Raw genomic sequence first — 20,302 nt, 5'->3', positions numbered from 1 at the left:
CTCCGTGGGGTCGCTCGCGCATGACGCCCGCCGCCGAGAGCACCCGCCTACGGATCGCGGGAGGCCCGGCGGACCGGGCTCCGCGCCGAGCTCGACCGCGTGCGACGCGGGGCGCTGATCCGGTCGTGCCGCCGGCGCTGACGGCGCCGGGTCGCTGACGGCACCGTGCGCCGACCCCGCGGCTCAGCCGAGCGCGCCCAGCGCCTCCGCCGCGGCCTTCGCGGCGCCGGAGATCAGCGCGTCGTCGGCGACCGCGTCCTGCTGCTGCTTCGACGAGTGCACCGCGATGACGATGGGCGCGGCATCCGGGCGCCAGATCACCGCGACGTCGCCGCGGCTCGCGTAGGCGCCGCTGCCCGACTTGTCGCCGACCGTCCACTCCGTCGGCAGCTCGGCGCGCACGAGCGTGGCGCCCGTCTGCGTCGCCGTCAGCCAGCCGGTGAAGAGGGCGCGCTCGTCGTCGTCGAGCGGATCCGCGAGGGCACCCGGACCGCCCAGCGCGTAGGCCCGCATCAGCGCGGCGGCCGCGCGCGGGGTGGTCGTGTCGCGGTCGTCGCCGGGGATCGCCTCGTTGAGCATCGGCTCGGTGCGGGAGACGACCGTCGTGTCGTCGCCCAGGGCGGTGAGCGCGGCGTCCAGCTCGGCGGGGCCGCCGATGGCCTCGAGCAGCAGGTTGGCGGCCGTGTTGTCGCTGCGCGTCATCGCCGCCTCCGCCAGCTCGCGGAGGGTCATCGTGCCGCCGACGCGCGTCTCGGTGACGGGCGCGTAGGCGAGGATGTCGGCCGCCTCGATCGGCACGGCGCGCTCCATCCCGGCGATGCCGACGCGGTCGAGCAGCGCGGCCGCGAGCGGGGCCTTGATGGTGGAGGCGTACGCGAACCGCTCGTCCGCGCGCCAGGAGACCTCGGCGCCCGTGCCGGTGTCGATCGCGTGCACGCCGAGGCGCGCGCCGAAGCGCTGCTCGAGGGCGGTGAAGGCGGCGTCGGCGGCGGCTCGCTCGACCGCGGGGGCGGCGGATGCGGACGGCGCGGCGCTCGCGGGCGGGGTCGCGGTCGGGGCCTCGGCGGGTGTGGCTGCGCATCCCGCGAGGAGGGCGGCGGCGAGCGTCGCGGCGATCGCGGCGCGGGCTGTGCGGGCCGTGCGGCGGGCTGTGCGGGCTGCGCGGCGGGCGGGGTGGATCACGGCGGGCTCCTCGGGAGGTGTCGGGCGGGAGGCGGTGCGGCGCGGGCCGCGGATCCAGCCTCTCGTGCGCGGGCGGGCGCGTCGTCCCCCGGGCGGTGCAGGCACGTCCCCCGCGCGGACCACGCACGGGCCAAGGCGCGGCCGACGCGCGGCCCACAAGCCCGATTCAGCGGATGTGGAAATCTGTTCCCTAGGCTGCGCGGGGTCCCCGACGCGGGACCCCGGCATCCGACCGATGCGCACCCCGACGCCCGACCCCCCGAGAGACGAGAGGCCGCATGAGCGCCATCACCGCAGTGACCCCCGGCGAGATCCATCCGAGCGAGGGGTACGACGGCTTCGTCGGCTGGGTCCTCTCCCTCATCGAGACGCTGGGGGAGGTGGGCGTGGGCCTCGCCGTGCTCATCGAGACGTTCGTGCCGCCGATCCCGTCGGAGGCGATCCTCCCCGTCGCCGGCTTCCTCTCCTACGAGGGCCGCATGAGCGCGTGGGGCGCCTGGGCCGCGGCCACCGTCGGCGCGCTCGTGGGCGCGCTCATCTGGTACGCGATCGGCGCCGCGCTCGGCCGCGACCGCACCCGCCGCCTCGTCGGCCGGATCCCGCTGCTCGACCACGCCGACTTCGACAAGGCCGAGGCCTTCTTCGCGCGCTGGGGCGGCACGGCCGTGCTCCTGGGCCGCTGCGTGCCGCTCGTGCGCTCCTTCATCTCGATCCCGGCGGGTATCGAGCGCATGCCGCTCGCGCGGTTCTCGCTCTACACGGTGCTCGGATCCGGCGCCTGGAACGCCATCTGGGTGGGCCTCGGCTTCGCGTTCGGCCCGGCGATCCGCCCGGTGCTCGAGGAGTGGAGCGGCCTGATCTCGTACGCGGCGGTCGGCGTCATCGCGCTGCTGGTGCTGTGGTTCGTGGTGTCGCGGCTGATCCGGAGGGTGCGGGCGGCCTGAGAGCGGCTCACACGCCCGACGGATCCACCCGCACTCCCGTGAGGAGGATCGACGCGTCCGCGAGCCCCTGCAGGGTCGCGTCGTGCGTCGAGACGAGCGTGGTCGTGCCCACGGCGCTGACCACGTCGAGGAGGAGTTCGGACCTAGACGGGCCGCTCTGAGCCGTTGACTGTAGTGCGTCACGAGGAACGCGCCTTCGTGGATCCGCTATGCGCTCAGCTCGAGGTGCGAATAATCCGGTTGAAAATCAGAGTGCTCGATTTGCCGCGTGAAGCATGGCTTTAGTGCGAGAAGGTCTTGACTTGAGTGTGAATGCGGCTAGGCTGGCAGTAAGTCGAATTTGGAACCCGAACCGAATCTGAGGAATATCCATGGCCAAGGCCGTCTTTTTTAGCTTTTATTACGACAATGATGTGCATCGTGTTCAGCTTGTTCGCAACATCAACGCTCTTGAGGGTCAGCCCGAGTTGACGGCACAGGCCTGGGAGGAAGTTAAGGCCAAGGGTCCAAAAGCTATTCAGGTGTGGATTGATGAAAAGATGAAAGGCAAGTCGGCGGTGATCGTGCTGATTGGAGAGGAGACGGCTTCGCGCCCGTGGGTGAAGTACGAGATCCTGCGCGCATGGGAGTTGAAGAAGCCCCTCTTGGGGGTTCGTATTCATGGGCTGTCTTCGCTCGGTAAAGTCGGCGCGAAGGGTCAGGATCCTTTCACTGCTGCTGGGTTGACCGGCATTCCGGTATTCGACCCCACGGTTCATACGGTTGCTGGACCAATTGACACGAAGGCTACCTACGCGGCCGTGGTTGCAAATCTGCCGGGCTGGGCGGAGCGAGGAGTGATCAAGCCCGAATGAGGTTTGGTTCGAAGTGCCCATTTTGTGAGATAGTGCGGGGTAAGGAATCGTCGGCGCATATTGTTTATCGCGGCGAGCACGTCGTAGTATTTGGGCCGCTCGACCCGGCAACTAAGGGCCATATCCTCGTTGTGCCCGAGCGTCATGTGCGCAGTGTTTGGGACTTAATGCCTTCCGAAGCATCAGATCTTTCGACAGTGACGTTGACCTTCGCTAAGCTTATCCACGAGAAGTTAAGTCCCGCCGGCCTCAACATCATTCAATCAAATGGTGCTGCGGCAACGCAGACTGTCCCTCACGTCCATGTGCACCTGGTTCCGCGTTACACAGACGACAAAATGACCATTGAATGGCCCTTGGGGTCTGGGGTCGAGCCTACATTGCAATCCGAGGTCTTGCGGGCAATGAACCAAGGTGTTGTGCCGCAATCTGCGGTTGTCTCTCCAGAGGATAAGCGTCAGCATTTATCGCTTATTCAGGCTGTCATAACTCGCATGTCGCAAGCCTCCTCGAGCGCCAAGACTTGGCTGCTTCCGGTCGTTGTCGCGTCGTATGGGTATGCAATTGCCGAGCGACAGGCTTGGGCGGCGATAATTGGCGTATTGGCGACCATGGTGTTCCTTGTGTTGGACGCGAATTATCTCAAGCAGGAGCGCTCCTTTCGTTCCCTCTACGATGAGGTTGCCCAAGGGGGTATAGTCCGTAACTTCTCGATGAATGCTTCTCTTGCGGGCACGCGCAACCGCGCAAGCGACTATTGGCCCAATTGGACAGAGTTCGCATCCTGGGCAATCGCGCCCTTTTATGCTCCCATCATTGTGGGTGGTCTCACAATTCTTGGTCTGTTGTGGGCGACGCCGAGGAATGGCGCGGATGCGGCACTAAATCACTTAATGATGTGGTTGTTGTGTCCAGGCGTGCGATGATTCTGCGACTGAGTGTGCCTGGCGCGTGTATTTAAGAGCGATTTTGAGAGTAGTGATGCGGAAGGGTGCCTGGCGTCGCATTTCAGTAGAGATGGTGCTTACGGCTGACGTCTTTGAAATTTGTGCCGTATCCGATTATGGCATTTTTCGCTCGAAGGTTATCACCACCAAAAAGCCCTGCTTTTAGCGGGCCCCAGCCGTTTCCTTCGGTAATCATCTCATCATTTATTCTATCCACGGCGTCTGCTTGGGAATAAGAATCGTTCCAGGTGGCTTGTCCGTACCAGGAAGAGGATCTCCAGCTGGCGTTCTCTTGCTCAAGCAGGTCTGTGGACACTATGCCTAAGAGCACTTCGGCCCGACTATAGGCATGCCTCAAATCATCGTCTGTCAGGAATTGATCCTCAAGCACTGGTTCGAGGGTGCGGAGAAGCCAGTCGCTCATCGGAGTGTGACGCTTCCCGATCTTTCGAGCGACTAGCTGCTCGATGACCTCCGATGAATCGCTGCCTTCTGCGTCACTAACTGCCAAAGTGTTGGCTAATAATTCATTGCTGTTGACTGGCGTCCAGGGAGTGATGCAATTCGGTAAAGATACCTGCCTTTGGCGACGGTCGGTGGCGGTCGAAGTTACGATTGCGCGGAACGTCTCCCAGTTGCTGGCGGCCGACGAGGCCACCGAGCCGGTCACTAAGAGGCATAGGGCGGGTAGCTGACGCAGTGCGATAAGGTCTGTCCTCCCACTGCTGGGCTGCAATGCGGCATTTGCAATTGCTCGCAGCGGCTGTGTCCAAATACTTATGGATTGAGTATCGCCCCAGCGTGCGGCTACCTGAATAGATGCGCATAGTGGGAGGCAAAGATCGACGAGTTCCCGAGCTCGGCTGGCTGCGGTAGCCGTCATTTGCGCATTCGTTGCGTCGTCGGCGCTTAGGGGCCAGCAGTCTGGGCCAGCGATGGCCGACAAGACGCGTCGGGCTTCGGATCTCACGATGTCATCCAGGGCAATGGCTTGCCTAGGATCGTTTAGCATGGACTTAGTTGTACTTCGCATTAGTTCCAGTCGACTTTCAGTCGACGCCACTGAAATGGCTGCATTCACCTGGGTCGTGTTGACTGGTCCAGATGCGAAGCTGTCTCGGATTTGAGTGATCAAAGCCGCAACCTCGGGTCCGTAGTTATCGCCAAAAAGGTCAACGTAGTTTAGGTCATTAATGGTTTTACCGGCCCCTATGCTCCAAGGGGGAACCTCGCCGTTGTCGAATCGTATTGGGATGAGCCAATTTACACCCGGTGGTCTAAGCCGAATCTCATCTACGGCGAGAGAGAGCTCTTCGTTCATGTGAGATTTGGACTTGGCGCGAGAATTGTCCGAGAAGCAAGCAAGAAAAAATAACGAATCAGCTTTAATGGCTTCTTGTATCTTCGCCTTCCAGGCGTCCCCAGGAGCTAGATCTTTTCTGTCGCGCCAATACGGAATTTTAGCGCGCTCGAGTATCTTGCATAGCTTGTCGACCTCGACTGCATCTTCGCCCACGTAGGAAATGAATGCGCGCTTTGGCTCGGATGTGTCCATGCGGCCGAGTCTAGGGACTAAGCGGCAGAGAGGCTAGGGCCACGGCCTTTACTGCACTCGGACCAGGGCGAGGGTGTCTTTCGTTACTTCGTGGCTGACCGAGTCATCTGTAATAGGCGGGCACGAGTATCAGGCCGACGAGCCACCGCGTCTCCCCTCTGCCAGGCTGGATCCATGCACACGCCCGGCGTCCGCCCCGCCCTCCCCGACGCCGCCCGCTCGGTCCCGCTTCCTGGGCCCGCTGCCGATGCCGCGCTGACAGTCGATGCCGCGTCCCCTGCCGAGATCCTCGTCCTCCGCGCCATCAAGCTCGGCGACATCCTCGTGGCCGTCCCCGCGCTCCGCGCCATCCGCCGCGCGCACCCCGACGCCCGCATCTCGCTCGCGACCACGGGCTGGCTCGCGCCCGTCGTTAAGCTCCTCGGAATGGTCGACGAGCACCTCCCGCAGCAGGGCTTCGACCACCCCATCGCGCGCGAACCCGGCACGGTCGACCTCGCGATCAACCTGCACGGCGCCGGCATCGAGAGCCGCACGCTCCTGCACGAGCTGCGAGCGCACCGCACCCTCGGCCACGCCGCCCCAGAGCTCGACGGGATGCCCGCCGCCGACGGCCCCGCCTGGGAGGACCACGTCCTCGAGCGCTACCGCTGGGCCCGGCTCGTGTCCTGGCACGGCATGCCCGCGGATCCGGACGACGTCGGGATCCTCGTCCCCGCCGAGCCGCCCGTCGCCGAGCACGCCGTGGTGATCCACGTGGGCGCCGCCTACGGATCCCGCCAGTGGCCCGTCGACCGCTTCGCCGAGGTCGCCCGCGCGCTCGCCGACGAGGGCCGCAGGGTCGTCTTCACCGGAAGCGACAAGGAGCGCGAGCGCGCCCTCGAGGTCGCCGCCCTCGCCGGCATGCCCACGGAGACCGTGCTCGCGGGCGAGCTCGCCCTCGACGCGTTCGCCGGGATCATCGCCGCCGCCGACCTCGTGATCTCCGCCGACACCGGCGCCGCCCACCTCGCGACCGCCTACGGCATCCCCTCGGTCGTGATCTTCGGCCCGGCCCCGCCCGAGGAGTGGGGCCCGCCCGCGTCCGGCCCGCACATCGTGCTGACCGACGCGGCGCAGCGCCTCGGTGACACCTTCTCAAGCGTCCCGGATCCGGCGCTCCTCGCGATCACGCCCGCGCACGTCCTCGAGGCGGCGCGCTCCCTCGACGGGCACCGCGTGGTCCGGCCGCTCACGGGCGAGCCGCGCGACTGATCTTCCTGGCGCCAGGACGGCTCAGCGCCGCAGCCGCATGACCTCGAACGCGAGGTCCACCGGGATCGCGAGCGGCTGCTCCGTGAGCGGCACCTCGTGCCGGAAGCGCTCGTCGCCGATCCCCGTGACGATGCGCGCGAGCTCGCCCTCGCGATGCACTTCGACCAGGTGCACCCCCGGCACGTTGTCGTCGAGGTGACCCTCAAGTGAAGCGAGGTCGTAGTGCAGCGTCAGCCAGATCGCCCACGGCGTCATGTCGGACGGGAAGCTCTGCCAGCAGTCCGTGTCCAGCGGCGCGAGCGGCATCGCGGCGGCGATGCCCGCGTGGATCTCCTCGCTCGTCGCCCACGCCGGGACGCGGATCCGGTGCCCCGACGTCGTGATCAGCGTCGACGAGTCCTCCGCGAACTCGACGCCCTCGACGATCGCGACGCCCTCCGGCTGCGACCGCTCCACGAGCGTCAGCCGCGAGAGCAGGTTCCCGCGGAACGTCGCGCCACGCGGAAGGTTCGAGTGCTCGGGCGGCGCGGGCGGATCCGAGGACCCGGCCGACGAGATGCCCTCATCGCCATGCTGCCCGGGCGGCGGCCCCTCGCTCCGTGCGGTCGAGGTCATTCGCGCGCGCATGGACGCCGTCATGACGACCGCGCGGCCGTCCGTCACTCCCCCCTGGTCCCCATCCACCTCGTCCACGTCGACGTCAGCTGTAGTCCGCGAACACCGTCTTCGCCGCCCCGTCGAGCCGCACCCTGCCGCCGTGGGGCAGGATCCACTGCGGCCGCGTGTGCCCGAACGGCACGCCCACGCACACGACGGCGCGCGGGTTGTAGCGGTCGACCTGCTCGATGATCGTGTCGCGCTGCTCCGCCCGCAGCCGCGCGCGCTCCTCGGCCGACGGCACCGGCGCGCCCATCACGATGGTCGGCGGCCGGGCGACGAGCACGCCCGCGACGACGTCGAGGATCCCGCGCTCGCCGAGCCCGCGCACCCACCGCCGCACGCTGTCGGCCGACGGCACCTCCTCGCTCGTCTCCAGCAGCAGGATCCCGCCCTCGAGCTTCGCGACCTCGGGCATGCGCCCGGCCATCGCGATCTGGTCGATCACCTCGATGCAGCCGCCCCACGTCGGCCCCTCCACGGTCTTCGCGGGCCCGGCCCACTTCCACGGCTCGGTCGTGTGGCGCTCGCCGTGCTCGGTGAGCGCGCGAGGATCCGTCCAGTCGATCCCGAAGTCCTCCGACTCCCCGGGCTCGGTGATCTCGAGCGTCCCGCCGTCGATCAGCGCCGCCCGCAGCGATCGCAGGTGCACGTCGTCGATGCCGGGCCCGGCGCCGAGGTGCACCTGGGTGGATCCGCCGTAGAAGGAGGGGATGCCGAGCCCGGCGAGCAGGTTGTGCAGGTTCGTGTTGTCGCTGTAGCCGAGGAACGGCTTGGGGTTCCGGGACAGCTCCTCGATGTCGACGTGCGGCACCACGGTGACCTGGTCGTCCCCGCCGATGGTCGAGACGATGGCGCGGATGGAGTCGTCGGCGAACGCGGCCGTGATGTCGGCGGCGCGGTCCTTGGCCGACGCCCCGAGCCGCCGCGTGGTCGGGTACTCGACGGGCACCAGCCCGGTCGCCTCCTGCAGCCGCCGCATCGCCTGCTCGTGCACCTCGGGCGCGATCCCGGGGGCCGCGAACGCGGGCGACAGCACCGCCACCCGGTCTCCCGCCTTCGCCTTGGGCACGGACTTGCGGAAGCGGGAGGAGGTGGAGGGGATCATGCGGGTCATGCTCCCAGAGGAGGCCGGGAGCGCGCGGACTCCGCCCCGCTGCGCCCTTCCCTCCTGTGCCGATCTTCGGTATCCATGCTCCATGGCACAAGACAGCTTGAGCGGCCGGGACGCGTCCCTCTCCCGACAGGTGGTATCCGGGCGAGACCGGTCCGCAAGGGAGGTGCTGCGGGCCGCGCTGGTCGTGGGGGAAGCGAGCGGCGACGCCGCACCATTCGACGTGGAAGCGTTCATCGCGGCCAAGCGCGCCTGACCGCCTGCCGGTTCAGGCCCGTGGCGACCGCGGGGGGGGGGGGGGGATCGGATGGATGCCCTACGGCCCACCCAGCCAATGATCGATCCGGTGATGATCCGGGCTGAACCCGTGCCCCACGCCCCAGATGACCGCCTGGGTGCGGCTCTGCACCTGGATCTTGCGGTAGATCGAGCGGATGTAGCTCTTCACCGTGTTGGGGGAGAGGTACGTGAGCGCCGCGACCTCCTGGTTGCTCTTGCCCTGCGTGATGAGCGCGAGGATCTCCGACTCGCGGTCCGTGATCCCCTCGCGCTTGCCCGGCCAGTCGAGCGAGGGCGCGCTCGCGGCCCGCAGCGGCGCGTCGTTGAAGAGCTCCTCGCCGGAGTGGATCCGCTCGAGCGCCTCCACGAGCTCCCGCGCCGGCAGCGCCTTGGAGAGGTAGCCCTGCACGCCCTGCCGGCGGGCGTCGGCGATCAGCTCGGGCTGGAAGTTCCAGGTGTAGACGACCACGCGGCGGGCCCGCGGGTTCCGCACCAGCTCGGCGATCTCGTGGTGGTCGGACTCCGGCTGCGCGAACGAGTCGTAGAGCACGATGTCGATGTCGTCGGAGAGGGCCGCGTTCGCGTCGATCTCGGCGACGAGCACGCGGTCGCGGTAGTCGTCGAACATGTGGGCGAGGCCCTTCAGCACCACGTCGTAGTCGTCGACGAGCGCGATCGTGACGGGGCGGGTGCGGGTGGCGGGCATGGATCCAGGATCCCACCCTCAGGGGTGTGCTCCCACACCCCGGAGGGTGGTTGGTTGAGGTCATCGCCCCGAACGGGCACCACCGCGCGTCTTCCTGACGTGCTCGCACAGAAGAGAGATCACCATGCTCGGACTCATTATCAGCCTCATCGTCGTCGGCCTCATCGCGGGTTTCATCGCCCGCGCGGTCGTGCCGGGCCGTCAGAACCTGGGCGTCCTCAAGACGATCCTGCTCGGGATCATCGGCTCGTTCGTCGGCGGCTTCCTCGGCTTCCTGCTCTTCCAGCACGATGCCATGGAGGGCTTCTTCCAGCCGGCCGGCATCGTCGGCTCGATCATCGGCGCCATCATCGTGCTCTTCATCTACGTGAAGGTCGGCGGCCGCAAGTCCGTGCGCCGCTGAACACGCCCGGGCGAGCCCTGGACGCGCTGGCGCGCCCCGGACGACCGCCGGTAGCGGGAGCAGTGGAGGGGCGGGTCGCCGAGGAGGCGGCCCGCCCCTCCGGCGTGCGCGGTCCGATCATGTGCGGCAGTCGGGCGAGGGCGGCATCCGTCCAATGAGCGGGCCGCCCGGGCGCATCCGGTGTCGGCTCCCTGTCCGAGGACGTGATCGCGCCGTCCGTGGCTCATGATGGGCATGCGCCCGCCGGCAGGACGACCCGTCCACGCTCCGTCCGCGGATCCGGTCGCGACGACGACGTCGCCGGCCGGGCATCGATGCGGACACCGCCCGGCCCGCCGCCGGGACGTCCGACCCCGGGCGGACCGCCGCTCGCCCGAGCGGAGCGCAGCGCCCACGAGAGGAACCACCATGAGCATGGAAGGCGTCGCCTGGAGCTCGCTCTACAAGATCTCCAGCGCCCGCGACGACGCGCGCGGCATCTCGCGCGCGTCCGTGAAGCGGATCCTGACGTTCGCCGTGCCGTACCGGGCGAAGCTGCTCGTCTTCATCGGGCTGTCCGTGGTCGGCGCGTTCCTCGCCGTCGCGACGCCGGTGCTCGCCGGCCAGGTGGTCGACGTCATCGTGGCCCGGGGCGAGGTGGGCACCATCGTCCGGCTCGCCGTCGTCATCGCCCTCGTGGCCGTGGCCGACGCCGCCGTCTCGCTCGTGACCCGCTGGTTCTCGGCGCGCATCGGCGAGGGCGTGATCCTCGACCTCCGCACCGCCGTCTTCGACCACGTGCAGAGGATGCCGATCGCGTTCTTCACCCGCACGCGCACCGGCGCCCTCGTGAGCCGCCTCAACAACGACGTGATCGGCGCGCAGCAGGCCTTCAGCGGCACGCTCTCCGGCGTGGTCACGAACCTCGTGGCGCTGATCCTCACCCTCGCCGTCATGCTCAGCACGTCGTGGCTCGTGACCGTGCTCGCGGTGATCATGCTCCCCCTCTTCCTCGTGCCCGCGCGCCGCATGGGCGGTCGCCTCGCCGCGCTCCGCCGAGAGGCCGCCGACCACAACTCGGCGATGAGCACGCAGATGACCGAGCGGTTCTCGGCGCCCGGCGCCACCCTCGTGAAGCTGTTCGGCCGGCCCGACGAGGAGTCCGCCGAGTTCCGCGTGCGCGCCGCCCGCGTCCGCGACATCGGCGTGCGCACCGCGATGCTCCAGTTCGTCTTCGTCACCGCGCTGATGCTCGTCTCCGCGCTCGCCCTCGCTCTCGTCTACGGGCTCGGCGGCTTCCTCGCGCTGTCCGACCAGCTCGACACCGGCGAGGTCGTCACGCTCGCGCTCCTCCTCACGCGCCTGTACGCGCCGCTGACGAGCCTCGCGAACGCGCGGGTCGAGATCATGAGCGCGGTCGTCAGCTTCGAGCGCGTCTTCGAGGTGCTGGATCTCGTGCCCCTCATCCAGGAGAAGCCCGACGCCGTCACGGTGCCCGCGGGGCCCGTGTCCGTGGAGTTCGACGACGTGCGCTTCGCCTACCCGTCCGCCGACAAGGTGTCGCTCGCCTCCCTCGAGGAGGTCGCCACGCTCGACACCCGCGGCGGCGACGAGGTGCTGCACGGCGTGTCCTTCCGGATCGAGGCGGGGCAGACCGTGGCGCTCGTCGGCACCTCCGGCGCCGGCAAGTCCACGATCGCGCAGCTGCTCTCGCGCCTCTACGACGTCGACAGCGGCGCCGTGCGCCTCGCGGGGACGGACGTGCGCGACGTCACCTTCGCCTCCATGCGGCACACGCTCGGCATGGTGACGCAGGACGGCCACCTCTTCCACGAGACGATCCTGTCCAACCTGCGCCTGGCGCGGCCCGACGCGACCGACGACGAGGTGTGGGACGCCGTGCGCCGCGCCCGGCTCGAGCCGCTCGTCCGCTCCCTGCCCGACCAGCTCGACACCATGGTGGGGGAGCGCGGCTACCGGCTCTCCGGCGGCGAGCGCCAGCGCATGACCATCGCGCGGCTCCTGCTCGCGCAGCCGCGCGTCGTCATCCTCGACGAGGCGACGGCCGCGCTCGACTCCACGTCGGAGGCCGCGGTGCAGGCCGCGCTCAGCGAGGCGCTCGAGGGGCGGACGGCCCTCGTCATCGCCCACCGCCTCTCCACGATCCGCAGCGCGGACATGATCCTCGTGGTCGAGGACGGCGCCATCGTCGAGCGCGGCACGCACGACGAGCTGCTCGCTGCGGGCGGCCGCTACGAGGAGCTGCACCGGACGCAGTTCGCGGTGCGGAAGGCGGTAGCGGCGGATGAGGTGCCGGCGGACGCGGCGCTCGCCGAGCCCGGCCGCTGAGGGGGCGCCCTGGGCGCGGTAGCCCGCGCCGATACGGTGGCGGGATGAGCGCACCCCCGGCCGGCACCCGTCGCGGGCCGTGGGATCCCGTCGACCGGGTCATCGCGTTCGTCACCTCGCGCGCCCTGCTCCTCGGTGCGACGCTCGGCCTCGCGTACCTCACCGCGGCCGTCACGGGGGACGAGCTCCTCACCGACCCGCTGATCCCGGGGTCCGGGTTCGGGGCCGTCCTCGTGCCGCCGCTCGCCGGCGTCCTCACGCTCCTGGTCTGGCTGTGCGCGTCGGGCGCGGTCCGGCTGGCCCGCCGCAGCCGGGTCGCCTCGCTCGTGGGGCTGGGGGCCTGCGGCGCCGCCGAGGCCGCCCTCGTCGCGGCGGGCATCCCCTCGACGATGAACGTGCGGCCCGTGTCCGTCGTCGGCGCGGTCGTCCTCGCGGGAGGATCCGCGGCCCTCCTGCTGCGCGCGCACGGCGCGGTGGGCGGACGCGCGCGCGTCGCCGCCCCCTAACGCGGCCGAGGCACCACGACGGGCATCACCCGAACACCCGCCGCACCACCTCGAACTCCTGCTCCAGGCCGTCCCACTCGTCGGATCCGTCGGGCCGGCTCGACTCGTTCACCATCGCGAGGGCGCCCTGGAAGCCCGCGTCCTGGAGCACGCGGAGGGAGCGGGCGTAGTCGACCTCGTCGAGGCGGCCGTCGTCGTGGCGGTGCGCCTTGGCATGGCAGGTGACCGCGTGCGGGGCGATGCGCGCGAGCTGCTCGTGCTTGTCGGGCATCGTCCAGTTGCCGAGGTCGATGAGGAGGCGGATGTCGCCCGCGTCGGCCAAGAGGGCGAGCACGGCGTCGGCGTCGGGCATCATCTCGCGCCAGTTCTCGACGACCACCTGGATGCCCGGGTGCGCGTCCGCGAGCCGCGACATGCGCCGCGCGCTCGACGCGAGCAGCTCCGGGGTGGGCGCGCTGCGGCCGGCGCCGACGCGGGCGTGGTGCGCGCCGAGGGTGAGGGCGTCGTCGAGCCGCTCGGAGATCCACCGCTCGTGCAGGTCGGCGTCGGTGGGGTGGGTGAGGTCGCCGTCGTCGACGAGGAACGCGTCGAGCACGATGGCCGACGACTCGAGCGACGACCGCAGCTCCTCCAGGTAGGAGGCGTCGCGCGTGGGCAGCTGGAAGTGGGCGAGCTGCACCGCCCGGTAGCCGCGGCGGGCGAGCTCGGCGGGCAGGTCGAGGAGGTCGAGCGCCCCGGCGGCGCGGGTGACGGAGCCGGATCCGTCCGGGCCGGCGACGCGCGGATGCCCGAGCGTCCCGTCGAGCGACCAGGCGTGGACGGCCTTGTCGGTGGGGCGGGTGGATCCGGTGGGACGCGTGGATCCGGTCGGGCCGGCGGACCCGCTCGGGCCCGTCATCGGATCGCTCCGGTCGGGTCGTGGGCGATGGCGTTCATGCGGCCTCCGGGTCGCCCGCATCGGCGCGGGGCATGCGTACGATCGTAGGCGCGGGCACGCCGCGGCGTCCGGGGTGATCCCGGGCCGACCCGGCCGCACGACGCCCGCTCCCCCGATCACCGCCCGATGAGGAGCGCCATGGACATCGTCGTCTGGAACGAGAACGTGCACGAGAGCCGGGGTGACGCGACGGTCCTGTCGCACTACCCGGACGGGATCCACGCGGTCGTCGCCGACGGCCTCCGCGAGCTGCTGGGCGACGAGGCGCAGGTGAGCACGGCGACCCTCCAGGAGGATCAGCACGGCCTCACCGAGGAGCGCCTCGCCGCCACCGACGTCGTCTACTGGTGGGGGCACGTCGCGCACGGCGACGTCTCCGACGAGGTCGTCGCACGCGTGATCCGCCACGTGCACGCAGGCATGGGCCTCGTGGTGCTGCACTCCGGCCACTACTCGAAGGTGTTCACGCGCCTCATGGGCACGACCTGCTCGCTCAAGTGGCGGAACGACGGCGAGCGCGAGCTGGTCTGGACCATCGCGCCGCAGCACCCCATCGCCGAGGGGATCCCGCACCCGATCGTCATCGACCGGCAGGAGATGTACGGCGAGCAGTTCGACATCCCGCGCCCCGACGAGGAGGTGTTCCTCTCCACCTTCGCGGGCGGCGAGGTGTTCCGCTCGGGCGTCGCGTACCACCGCGGACGCGGCCGGGTCTTCTACTTCTCGCCGGGTGACCAGGAGTACCCCGTGTACCACCACCCCGACATCCGCCGCGTGCTCGCGAACGCCGCCCGCTGGGTCGCGCCGACCGACGGCCGCGCCGACCTCACGGCCGACGAGCACCCGCGCGACTGGTTCCTCGCCCGATGAGCGCCACGGAGAAGCCGGCCGCTCCCGCGTACGACGGCCCCCGCGTCCGCGTGATCCATGTCGGCCTCGGCGGCTGGGGCGGCGACTGGGCGCGGAACGCCGTGCCGCAGGTCGCCGAGATCGAGGTCGCAGGCGTCGTCGATCCGAGCGAGCCCACCCGCGAGAAGGTCCGCGCGCTGCTCGGCCTGCCGGCGTCGGTCGCGTTCGCGTCGCTGGCCGACGCGCTCGCCGCGGTGGAGGCGGACGCCGTGATCATCACCGCGCCGGCCGTCACGCACGCGCCCCTCGCGCTGGAGGCGCTCGAGGCCGGCAAGCACGTGATCGTCGAGAAGCCGTTCGCGAACTCGACCGCGGAGGCCGCCGCCGTGGTCCGCCGGGGCGAGGAGCTGGGCCTCATCGTGCAGGTCAGCCAGAACTACCGCTGGTACCCGGCGCCGCGGCGCGTGCGCGAGCTGCTCGCGGCCGACGCGCTGGGCGAGGTCGCGACCATCGAGATCGACTTCCGCCAGTGGGACAACGACGAGCCCGAGGAGTACCCGCACTACCGGTTCCCGCAGCCGATCATCAACGACATGGCGATCCACCACTTCGACCTGATCCGCATGATCACCGGCCGCGAGGCCGTCCGCGTGTACGCGCGCACCAGCCGGCCGTCGTTCAGCAACTACCGCGACCCGGCGGTCGCCTCGATGGTCATCGAGCTGGAGGGCGGCCTCGTCGTCGACTACCGCGGCAGCTGGCTGCACCGGGGACCCGCGACGCCGTGGGCCGGGGAGTGGCGCATCTCCGGCGCCGACGGCGAACTGACCTTCACCAGCCGCGGCGAGGGCGTCTCGGCCGACCGGGTCGGGATCCGCGACGCCGCGGGCGCCGAGCGCGAGCTCGACCTCGAGACGCTCCCGCTCACGGGCCGCGCCGCGGGCCTCCGGGCCTTCGCCCTCTCGATCCTCGGCGGCCCGCCGCCCGAGACGAGCGGCCGCGACAACCTCGGCAGCCTCGCGCTGATGGAGGCCGCGGGCCGCTCCGCGGAGTCCGGACAGGTGGAGGACGTGCGCGACCCGCTCGCGGACTGACGCGCGGGCTCGGCCGTCCCTGCGTCCCGCAGGAATAGCCGGGCCGCGTGCCGCCTTGTGATCCGCGAGGCCCGACGGCGTGCCGACCCCGACCCCCGACCGAAGGACGGCCATGACCCTCACCGAGAGCACCACCCCCGCATCCACCGCCCGCACCGCCGACACGGCCGTGCCGCTCGTGCGCGAGCTCGACACCCGCTGGAGCCCGCGCTCCTTCGACAAGGACGCCACCGTCTCCGACGCGCAGCTCGACGCCCTGCTCGAGGCCGCGCGCTGGGCCCCGTCCGGCAGCAACCAGCAGCCGCGCCGCTTCATCGTCGCCCGCCGCGGCACGCACGCGTTCGACACGATCGTCGACTCGCTCGTCGGCTTCAACGCCGCGTGGGCCGTGAACGCGTCGGCGCTCGTCGTAGCGATCGCCGAGACCTCCACGGTCGAGGGCGAGAAGCGGCCCTACGCCGCGTACGACCTCGGCCAGGCCGTCGCCCACCTCTCCGTGCAGGCGCAGGCCGAGGGCCTGCACACGCATCAGATGGCCGGCGTCGAGTTCGACAAGCTCTCGGCCGCGTTCGACCTGCCCGAGAACCTGCAGCCGCTCACGGTCACGGCCGTCGGCACGGTCGCCCCGGCCGACGCGCTCGAGGGCCCGCTCGCCGAGCGCGAGACCGCGCCGCGCTCGCGCCTGCCGCTGTCCGAGCTGGTGCTCGTCCGCGAGTAGCGGATCCCGCGCGCCCGCGGCTGTCGACCTCCGGGTCGGCGGCCGCCGTCGTTCCCGGGCGGTGTCGCCTGCGGGCATCCGGAGCGGGCGTCGGCGTCGGATGCGGAACGCGCCCGCGTCAGCCGCCGAGCACGCGCCCCACGAGGTCGCGGAGGAACGGGATCGCGTCCTGCACCTGGTCGACGCCCGCGATCACGGTGGCGACGAGCGGCCACGCGGATCCGACGAGCGTCGCCACCACCGCGGAGACCGCCGCGACCCACGCGACGCGGCCGTCCCGGGTGCGGGCGGCGATGCCGAGCATCACGAGCGCGACCACCAGCGACACCCCGACGCCGAGCGCGATGAGGGTCACGGGCACGTCGAGCTGGCCGGCGGTCGCCGCGTCGGCCGCGCCGACGAACCCGAGCACGGGCAGCAGCACGACTGCCACGACCACGATCGCCGCGACGAGCGCGGTGACGGCGGCCGCGCGCGCGGACCGCGGGCGGCGACGGCGGGCGGGGCCGGCGGCGCGGGCGCTCATCGGGCGGCTCCGGCCGCGGCTCCTGCCGAGCGGGCGGATGCGGTCGGGCGGGCGGATGCGGTCGCGCGGGCGCGGGCGCGGGCGGGGACGGGCGCGGATGCGGGCTGCGCGGCGCGGGATCCGCGGGTCGGGTCGATCATCGGTGCTCCTGTCGGGTGGTGCGTCACCCAGGAGACGGGACGGGCCCGCACGTCATCCCGCGCGCCCAGCCGGCGCCCAGCGGGGAGCGCCAGACGTTCGCTCTCCGGATGGGCCGCGGTGCCCGCCCTTCGCTCGGCGGATGCGTCGCGCATCCGCCCACCTGTCGCGACGTCGGGTCCCGCTCCGCCCGGTTCGCGTAGAGTCCGGCACACCCGCCGTCCCCGATCCCCGGAGCACCCCCATGACCGAGATCCTCGAGTACGTCCGCACCTGGCTCGACCACCGCGTCTGGCAGACCCGCGTCCCCGGCGCCCAGGTCGCCATCGCCCGGCACGGCGAGATCGTGCTGTCCGAGGCGTTCGGGGTCGCGGATCCCACGACCGACGCGCCGCTCACCCCCGCGCACCTGTTCCGCGTGGCCTCGCACTCCAAGACGTTCACCGCGACCGCGATCCTCCAGCTCGCCGAGCAGGGCGCCCTCCGTCTCGACGACCGGCTCGGCCAGCACGTGCCCGAGCTCGTCGACGCCGGCTCCGAGCTCGCCGACGTCACCCTCGCTGCCCTCCTCGAGCACGGCGCGGGCGTCCTCCGCGACGGGTTCGACGGCGACCACTGGCAGCACTCCGCCCCGTTCCCCGACCGCGCGCACCTCCTCGCCATCGCGACGACGCCCGGCGTCGCCAAGGTCGCACCCGACACCGCGTTCAACTACTCCAACATCGGGTACTCCCTGCTCGGCCTCGTCGTCGAGGCGGCGTCCGGCCTCTCCTTCGCGGAGTACCTGGCCACGCGCATCGCCGCCCCGCTCGGCCTCCGCGACACCACCGCCGAGTACGACCCCGCGCGGGCCGACGAGTACGCGGCGGCCTCCACCTCGCTCCGCACCTCCCGCGAGCGCGCCGTCCTCCCGCACGTCGACACCCGGGCGATGGCCGCCGCCACGGGCGTCACGAGCACCGCGTCCGAGCTGGTGTCGTTCTTCTCCGCGCTCGTGCTGTCGGACGACGAGCGGCTCCTCACGGCCGCGTCGAAGCGCGTGCAGCAGCGGCCGCGGTACGCCAGCAGCGCGGATCCGGCCGGCACCCGCCGCTACGGCTACGGCCTCATCATCGAGCGCGTCGGATCCGGCGACAGCGAGGCCACCGTGATCGGCCACTCGGGCGGGTACCCGGGCCACATCACCCGCACGGCGGTGGATCCCGCGAGCGGCTGGGCGGTCACCGTCCTCACGAACGCGATCGACGGCCCCGCTGCCGCGCTCAGCACGGGCATCCTCGAGCTGCTCCTCGCCGACTCCGCCGCGACCGACGCCGAGCGCGCCGCCGTCGATGCGCCCTTCACCGGCCGCTTCGCCAACGTGTGGGGGATGCAGGACTTCCAGGTGGTCGGCGACCGCTTCCTCCGCATCGACCCGACCGCGGAGCACCCGCTCGAGTCGGTCGACGTGCTGGAGCGTACGGGCGACTCGTCGGCGCGCATCGTCGAGGGCGACGGGTTCGGGTCCGTCGGCGAGGAGATCACGGTCGAGCGGGCTGCCGACGGCTCCGTCGACCGGATCCGCGGGGGCGGCGGCATGACGCTGGAGCCGCTCGTGCGCGAGTGGGTCCCGCGCTCGCGCGGCTGACGCGTCGGCGCGTCCGTCCTCGGGACGCTGCCGGACGGCGGACGGCGGATGCCGGATGGCGGGACGACAGGACGGCGGGACGGGAACGATCCCTGCTCCTCGCCGCCCGGCCATGCGCGGTTCACCCGGCGGAGGTCGCGCGGCCACGGTCCCTCCTTATGGTGCGGGAGGCCGATCGGCCGACCACCCATGGAAGGCACGCTCATCCCCACCATCACGACCGCCCGTCCGCGCGCCCGCGTCGCCGCGCTCCTCTCCGCCACCGCGATCCTCGGGGTCGTCCTCGCCGGTGCCGGCGCCTCCTCCGCGCAGGCCGCGACCGCGTCCGCGCCGTTCGACCAGGCCACGATCGACCACGTCTACGCGTCCGACGCGACCTACGACTTCGTCCCCATGCTCGACGCGTTCCCCGCGCTGAAGAGCGGCCGGCCGGACATCATGCAGATCAACGACGACATGACCGTGCGGATCAACCAGACCGCTCCGAAGGCGCAGTCGGACCGCGCGATCATCGACCAGTACGCCGACATGTCCGTGTCGATGTCCGACGGCCTGGGCGCCCGCCTCGGCGCGATCTACAAGGCCGCGCGCGACGCCGGGCAGCTGCCGAAGACCGCGGCGCTCCTCAACAAGGAGAACGGCCTCGTCGGACGCGGCGGGTCGACGGGCCCGGCCAAGAACCACTACGCCAACCCGCGGCCCTACGTCGCCTTCCCCGAGCGCCTCCAGTACCGCGACAAGCCCGGCGGCAACGCGTGGGCCGGCCACGACGGCTCCTACCCGAGCGGCCACACGTCGCAGGCGTTCTGGCAGGGTGTCTCGCTCGCGACGATGCTGCCGGAGCTCGCCCCGCAGATCCTCGCCCGCGCGTCCGACGCCGGGAACAACCGCATCGTGATGGGCGCGCACTACCCGATCGACGTGATGGCCGGGCACATGATGGGCCAGAAGATCGTCCAGCGCCGCTGGGCCGACCCCGAGTTCCGCGACCTCTACGCGCAGGCCGCGTCGGAGCTGCGGCAGGTGCTCGAGGCCGGATGCGGCGCGACGCTCGCGGTCTGCGTCGCCGCGGACACCCCGTACCTCCCGACCGACCAGGCGCTCGCGGTCTACCGCCAGCGGCTGACCTACGGCTTCCCGCTCGTCGGTGCCGCCGGCCAGCCGATGACCGTGCCGGACGGCGCCGAGTCGCTCCTCCGCTCCAGCCGCCCCGAGCTGACCGACGCCCAGCGCCGCCAGGTGCTCGCCCTCACCGCGATCGACTCGGGCGAGCCGCTCGACCTCGGCACGGCCGGCAGCTGGGAGCGCATCGACCTCGCGGCCGCGATGACCGCGAAGATCACGGTCGCGGCCGACGGCACGGTCTCCCTCGCGGGCGCCGCGACCGTGGATCCGTCTCCCGCGCCGGCCGCCTCGTCCGCCCCCGCGGACCCCGGCGCGACGAGGGGCGGATCCGCTGCCACCCACCCCGCCGCCCGCGGCGCCGCGCACGCCGCGACCCTCGCCCGCACCGGATCCGACCTCGCCCCCGGCACCCTCGCCGCGGCCCTCGGCCTGCTGGTCGCGGGCGGCGGACTGGTGCTCGTGCGCCGCCGCCGGTCCGCGCGCGGCTGACCGACCGCGTCCCGGACGCACCAGAGGGGCGGGTGGCCGATGCCACCCGCCCCTCTCCGTCGTCCCGCGT

21 protein-coding genes are annotated in these 20,302 nt (G+C 71.1%); 13 read left to right on the top strand and 8 right to left on the bottom strand.

The window, feature by feature from the left end; genetic code table 11:
• Nucleotides 1–183: 183 nt before the first annotated feature.
• Nucleotides 184–1,182, bottom strand: a complete 999-nt coding sequence (gene bla / locus ACU4ZT_RS14160) for a class A beta-lactamase (RefSeq protein ID WP_445337399.1) — start codon at nucleotides 1,180–1,182, stop codon at nucleotides 184–186.
• A 278-nt stretch (nucleotides 1,183–1,460) separates the two neighbouring features.
• On the opposite strand from bla, the gene ACU4ZT_RS14155 reads away from it, so the two are divergent.
• The 3 genes from ACU4ZT_RS14155 (at nucleotide 1,461) to ACU4ZT_RS14145 (ending at nucleotide 3,906) form a co-directional block, all read left to right on the top strand.
• The gene (locus ACU4ZT_RS14155; protein ID WP_445337398.1) at nucleotides 1,461–2,126 is read left to right on the top strand and encodes a DedA family protein; all 666 of its coding nucleotides are present in this window, start codon (nucleotides 1,461–1,463) and stop codon (nucleotides 2,124–2,126) included.
• 371 nt (nucleotides 2,127–2,497) lie between these two features.
• The gene (locus ACU4ZT_RS14150) at nucleotides 2,498–2,980 is read left to right on the top strand and encodes a TIR domain-containing protein (RefSeq protein ID WP_445337397.1); all 483 of its coding nucleotides are present in this window, start codon (nucleotides 2,498–2,500) and stop codon (nucleotides 2,978–2,980) included.
• Nucleotides 2,977–3,906 (top strand): HIT family protein, encoded by a 930-nt coding sequence (locus tag ACU4ZT_RS14145; protein WP_445337396.1) that lies wholly within the window; start codon nucleotides 2,977–2,979, stop codon nucleotides 3,904–3,906. The genes ACU4ZT_RS14150 and ACU4ZT_RS14145 overlap by 4 nt, the downstream gene beginning before the upstream one ends.
• 82 nt (nucleotides 3,907–3,988) lie before the next feature.
• Here ACU4ZT_RS14145 and ACU4ZT_RS14140 read toward each other — a convergent pair whose 3' ends face one another.
• Nucleotides 3,989–5,482, bottom strand: a complete 1,494-nt coding sequence (locus ACU4ZT_RS14140) for a toll/interleukin-1 receptor domain-containing protein (RefSeq protein WP_445337395.1) — start codon at nucleotides 5,480–5,482, stop codon at nucleotides 3,989–3,991.
• Between the two features lie 174 nt (nucleotides 5,483–5,656).
• Here ACU4ZT_RS14140 and ACU4ZT_RS14135 point away from each other — a divergent pair, with 174 nt between their 5' ends.
• Nucleotides 5,657–6,736, top strand: a complete 1,080-nt coding sequence (locus tag ACU4ZT_RS14135) for a glycosyltransferase family 9 protein (RefSeq protein WP_445337394.1) — start codon at nucleotides 5,657–5,659, stop codon at nucleotides 6,734–6,736.
• A gap of 21 nt (nucleotides 6,737–6,757) precedes the next feature.
• Here ACU4ZT_RS14135 and ACU4ZT_RS14130 read toward each other — a convergent pair whose 3' ends face one another.
• Both ACU4ZT_RS14130 and ACU4ZT_RS14125 read right to left on the bottom strand, forming a co-directional pair.
• Nucleotides 6,758–7,351: a hypothetical protein gene (locus tag ACU4ZT_RS14130; RefSeq protein WP_445337393.1), complete on the bottom strand. Its 594-nt coding sequence runs from the start codon at nucleotides 7,349–7,351 to the stop codon at nucleotides 6,758–6,760.
• Between the two features lie 85 nt (nucleotides 7,352–7,436).
• Nucleotides 7,437–8,501: a S66 family peptidase gene (locus ACU4ZT_RS14125; protein ID WP_414748720.1), complete on the bottom strand. Its 1,065-nt coding sequence runs from the start codon at nucleotides 8,499–8,501 to the stop codon at nucleotides 7,437–7,439.
• A 91-nt stretch (nucleotides 8,502–8,592) separates the two neighbouring features.
• Between ACU4ZT_RS14125 and ACU4ZT_RS14120 the strand changes: the two genes are divergently transcribed.
• Nucleotides 8,593–8,763: a type II toxin-antitoxin system ParD family antitoxin gene (locus ACU4ZT_RS14120; protein WP_107490182.1), complete on the top strand. Its 171-nt coding sequence runs from the start codon at nucleotides 8,593–8,595 to the stop codon at nucleotides 8,761–8,763.
• Nucleotides 8,764–8,823: 60 nt separating this feature from the next.
• On the opposite strand, the gene ACU4ZT_RS14115 is transcribed toward ACU4ZT_RS14120, so the two are convergent.
• Entirely contained in the window at nucleotides 8,824–9,492 is a 669-nt protein-coding gene (locus ACU4ZT_RS14115; protein WP_445337392.1) for a response regulator transcription factor, read from the bottom strand.
• Between the two features lie 124 nt (nucleotides 9,493–9,616).
• Between ACU4ZT_RS14115 and ACU4ZT_RS14110 the strand changes: the two genes are divergently transcribed.
• The 3 genes from ACU4ZT_RS14110 to ACU4ZT_RS14100 all read left to right on the top strand — a co-directional run bounded on the left by ACU4ZT_RS14110 (nucleotide 9,617) and on the right by ACU4ZT_RS14100 (nucleotide 12,729).
• Complete coding sequence (locus ACU4ZT_RS14110) at nucleotides 9,617–9,895, top strand: GlsB/YeaQ/YmgE family stress response membrane protein (RefSeq protein WP_445337391.1); 279 nt, start codon at nucleotides 9,617–9,619, stop codon at nucleotides 9,893–9,895.
• 408 nt (nucleotides 9,896–10,303) lie between these two features.
• Nucleotides 10,304–12,223, top strand: coding sequence for an ABC transporter ATP-binding protein (locus tag ACU4ZT_RS14105; protein WP_445337390.1), 1,920 nt, complete (start codon nucleotides 10,304–10,306; stop codon nucleotides 12,221–12,223).
• 44 nt (nucleotides 12,224–12,267) lie between these two features.
• Entirely contained in the window at nucleotides 12,268–12,729 is a 462-nt protein-coding gene (locus ACU4ZT_RS14100; RefSeq protein ID WP_414748716.1) for a hypothetical protein, read from the top strand.
• 25 nt (nucleotides 12,730–12,754) lie between these two features.
• On the opposite strand, the gene ACU4ZT_RS14095 is transcribed toward ACU4ZT_RS14100, so the two are convergent.
• Nucleotides 12,755–13,627 carry a sugar phosphate isomerase/epimerase family protein gene (locus ACU4ZT_RS14095; protein WP_445337389.1) on the bottom strand — a complete coding sequence of 291 codons (873 nt, stop codon included), beginning with the start codon at nucleotides 13,625–13,627 and terminating at the stop codon, nucleotides 12,755–12,757.
• A gap of 177 nt (nucleotides 13,628–13,804) precedes the next feature.
• Between ACU4ZT_RS14095 and ACU4ZT_RS14090 the strand changes: the two genes are divergently transcribed.
• From ACU4ZT_RS14090 to ACU4ZT_RS14080, 3 genes are all read left to right on the top strand, one after another.
• Nucleotides 13,805–14,536: a ThuA domain-containing protein gene (locus ACU4ZT_RS14090; RefSeq protein ID WP_063071630.1), complete on the top strand. Its 732-nt coding sequence runs from the start codon at nucleotides 13,805–13,807 to the stop codon at nucleotides 14,534–14,536.
• Nucleotides 14,533–15,609, top strand: a complete 1,077-nt coding sequence (locus ACU4ZT_RS14085; protein ID WP_445337388.1) for a Gfo/Idh/MocA family protein — start codon at nucleotides 14,533–14,535, stop codon at nucleotides 15,607–15,609. Before ACU4ZT_RS14090 ends, ACU4ZT_RS14085 begins: the two co-directional genes overlap by 4 nt.
• A 112-nt stretch (nucleotides 15,610–15,721) precedes the next feature.
• Nucleotides 15,722–16,327: a nitroreductase family protein gene (locus ACU4ZT_RS14080; RefSeq protein ID WP_063071632.1), complete on the top strand. Its 606-nt coding sequence runs from the start codon at nucleotides 15,722–15,724 to the stop codon at nucleotides 16,325–16,327.
• A 118-nt stretch (nucleotides 16,328–16,445) separates the two neighbouring features.
• Here the strand turns inward: ACU4ZT_RS14080 and ACU4ZT_RS14075 are convergent, their stop codons facing one another.
• Nucleotides 16,446–16,853, bottom strand: coding sequence for a hypothetical protein (locus ACU4ZT_RS14075; protein WP_414748711.1), 408 nt, complete (start codon nucleotides 16,851–16,853; stop codon nucleotides 16,446–16,448).
• Nucleotides 16,850–16,993 carry a hypothetical protein gene (locus ACU4ZT_RS14070; RefSeq protein ID WP_175345459.1) on the bottom strand — a complete coding sequence of 48 codons (144 nt, stop codon included), beginning with the start codon at nucleotides 16,991–16,993 and terminating at the stop codon, nucleotides 16,850–16,852. Before ACU4ZT_RS14070 ends, ACU4ZT_RS14075 begins: the two co-directional genes overlap by 4 nt.
• A gap of 242 nt (nucleotides 16,994–17,235) precedes the next feature.
• Here ACU4ZT_RS14070 and ACU4ZT_RS14065 point away from each other — a divergent pair, with 242 nt between their 5' ends.
• On the top strand, nucleotides 17,236–18,618 hold the full coding sequence (locus ACU4ZT_RS14065) for a serine hydrolase domain-containing protein (RefSeq protein WP_445337387.1): 1,383 nt from the start codon (nucleotides 17,236–17,238) through the stop codon (nucleotides 18,616–18,618).
• Between the two features lie 189 nt (nucleotides 18,619–18,807).
• Entirely contained in the window at nucleotides 18,808–20,232 is a 1,425-nt protein-coding gene (locus tag ACU4ZT_RS14060) for an acid phosphatase (RefSeq protein WP_445337386.1), read from the top strand.
• Nucleotides 20,233–20,302 lie beyond the last annotated feature (70 nt).

This window comes from Clavibacter davisi (assembly GCF_052751415.1).
The sequence above is the reverse complement of the archived record's forward strand: the minus strand, read 5'-3'. Positions and strand labels throughout refer to the sequence as shown.

Excerpts from the sequence above, each read along its gene's own strand:
- ACU4ZT_RS14155 (WP_445337398.1), top strand. The coding sequence starts at position 1,461 with ATGAGCGCCATCACCGCAGTGACCCCCGGCGAGATCCATCCGAGCGAG.
- ACU4ZT_RS14150 (WP_445337397.1), top strand. The coding sequence starts at position 2,498 with ATGGCCAAGGCCGTCTTTTTTAGCTTTTATTACGACAATGATGTGCAT.
- ACU4ZT_RS14145 (WP_445337396.1), top strand. The coding sequence starts at position 2,977 with ATGAGGTTTGGTTCGAAGTGCCCATTTTGTGAGATAGTGCGGGGTAAG.
- ACU4ZT_RS14140 (WP_445337395.1), bottom strand. The coding sequence starts at position 5,482 with ATGGACACATCCGAGCCAAAGCGCGCATTCATTTCCTACGTGGGCGAA.
- ACU4ZT_RS14135 (WP_445337394.1), top strand. The coding sequence starts at position 5,657 with ATGCACACGCCCGGCGTCCGCCCCGCCCTCCCCGACGCCGCCCGCTCG.
- ACU4ZT_RS14130 (WP_445337393.1), bottom strand. The coding sequence starts at position 7,351 with ATGACCTCGACCGCACGGAGCGAGGGGCCGCCGCCCGGGCAGCATGGC.
- ACU4ZT_RS14125 (WP_414748720.1), bottom strand. The coding sequence starts at position 8,501 with ATGATCCCCTCCACCTCCTCCCGCTTCCGCAAGTCCGTGCCCAAGGCG.
- ACU4ZT_RS14120 (WP_107490182.1), top strand. The coding sequence starts at position 8,593 with ATGGCACAAGACAGCTTGAGCGGCCGGGACGCGTCCCTCTCCCGACAG.
- ACU4ZT_RS14115 (WP_445337392.1), bottom strand. The coding sequence starts at position 9,492 with ATGCCCGCCACCCGCACCCGCCCCGTCACGATCGCGCTCGTCGACGAC.
- ACU4ZT_RS14110 (WP_445337391.1), top strand. The coding sequence starts at position 9,617 with ATGCTCGGACTCATTATCAGCCTCATCGTCGTCGGCCTCATCGCGGGT.
- ACU4ZT_RS14105 (WP_445337390.1), top strand. The coding sequence starts at position 10,304 with ATGAGCATGGAAGGCGTCGCCTGGAGCTCGCTCTACAAGATCTCCAGC.
- ACU4ZT_RS14100 (WP_414748716.1), top strand. The coding sequence starts at position 12,268 with ATGAGCGCACCCCCGGCCGGCACCCGTCGCGGGCCGTGGGATCCCGTC.
- ACU4ZT_RS14095 (WP_445337389.1), bottom strand. The coding sequence starts at position 13,627 with ATGACGGGCCCGAGCGGGTCCGCCGGCCCGACCGGATCCACGCGTCCC.
- ACU4ZT_RS14090 (WP_063071630.1), top strand. The coding sequence starts at position 13,805 with ATGGACATCGTCGTCTGGAACGAGAACGTGCACGAGAGCCGGGGTGAC.
- ACU4ZT_RS14085 (WP_445337388.1), top strand. The coding sequence starts at position 14,533 with ATGAGCGCCACGGAGAAGCCGGCCGCTCCCGCGTACGACGGCCCCCGC.
- ACU4ZT_RS14080 (WP_063071632.1), top strand. The coding sequence starts at position 15,722 with ATGACCCTCACCGAGAGCACCACCCCCGCATCCACCGCCCGCACCGCC.
- ACU4ZT_RS14075 (WP_414748711.1), bottom strand. The coding sequence starts at position 16,853 with ATGAGCGCCCGCGCCGCCGGCCCCGCCCGCCGTCGCCGCCCGCGGTCC.
- ACU4ZT_RS14070 (WP_175345459.1), bottom strand. The coding sequence starts at position 16,993 with ATGATCGACCCGACCCGCGGATCCCGCGCCGCGCAGCCCGCATCCGCG.
- ACU4ZT_RS14065 (WP_445337387.1), top strand. The coding sequence starts at position 17,236 with ATGACCGAGATCCTCGAGTACGTCCGCACCTGGCTCGACCACCGCGTC.
- ACU4ZT_RS14060 (WP_445337386.1), top strand. The coding sequence starts at position 18,808 with ATGGAAGGCACGCTCATCCCCACCATCACGACCGCCCGTCCGCGCGCC.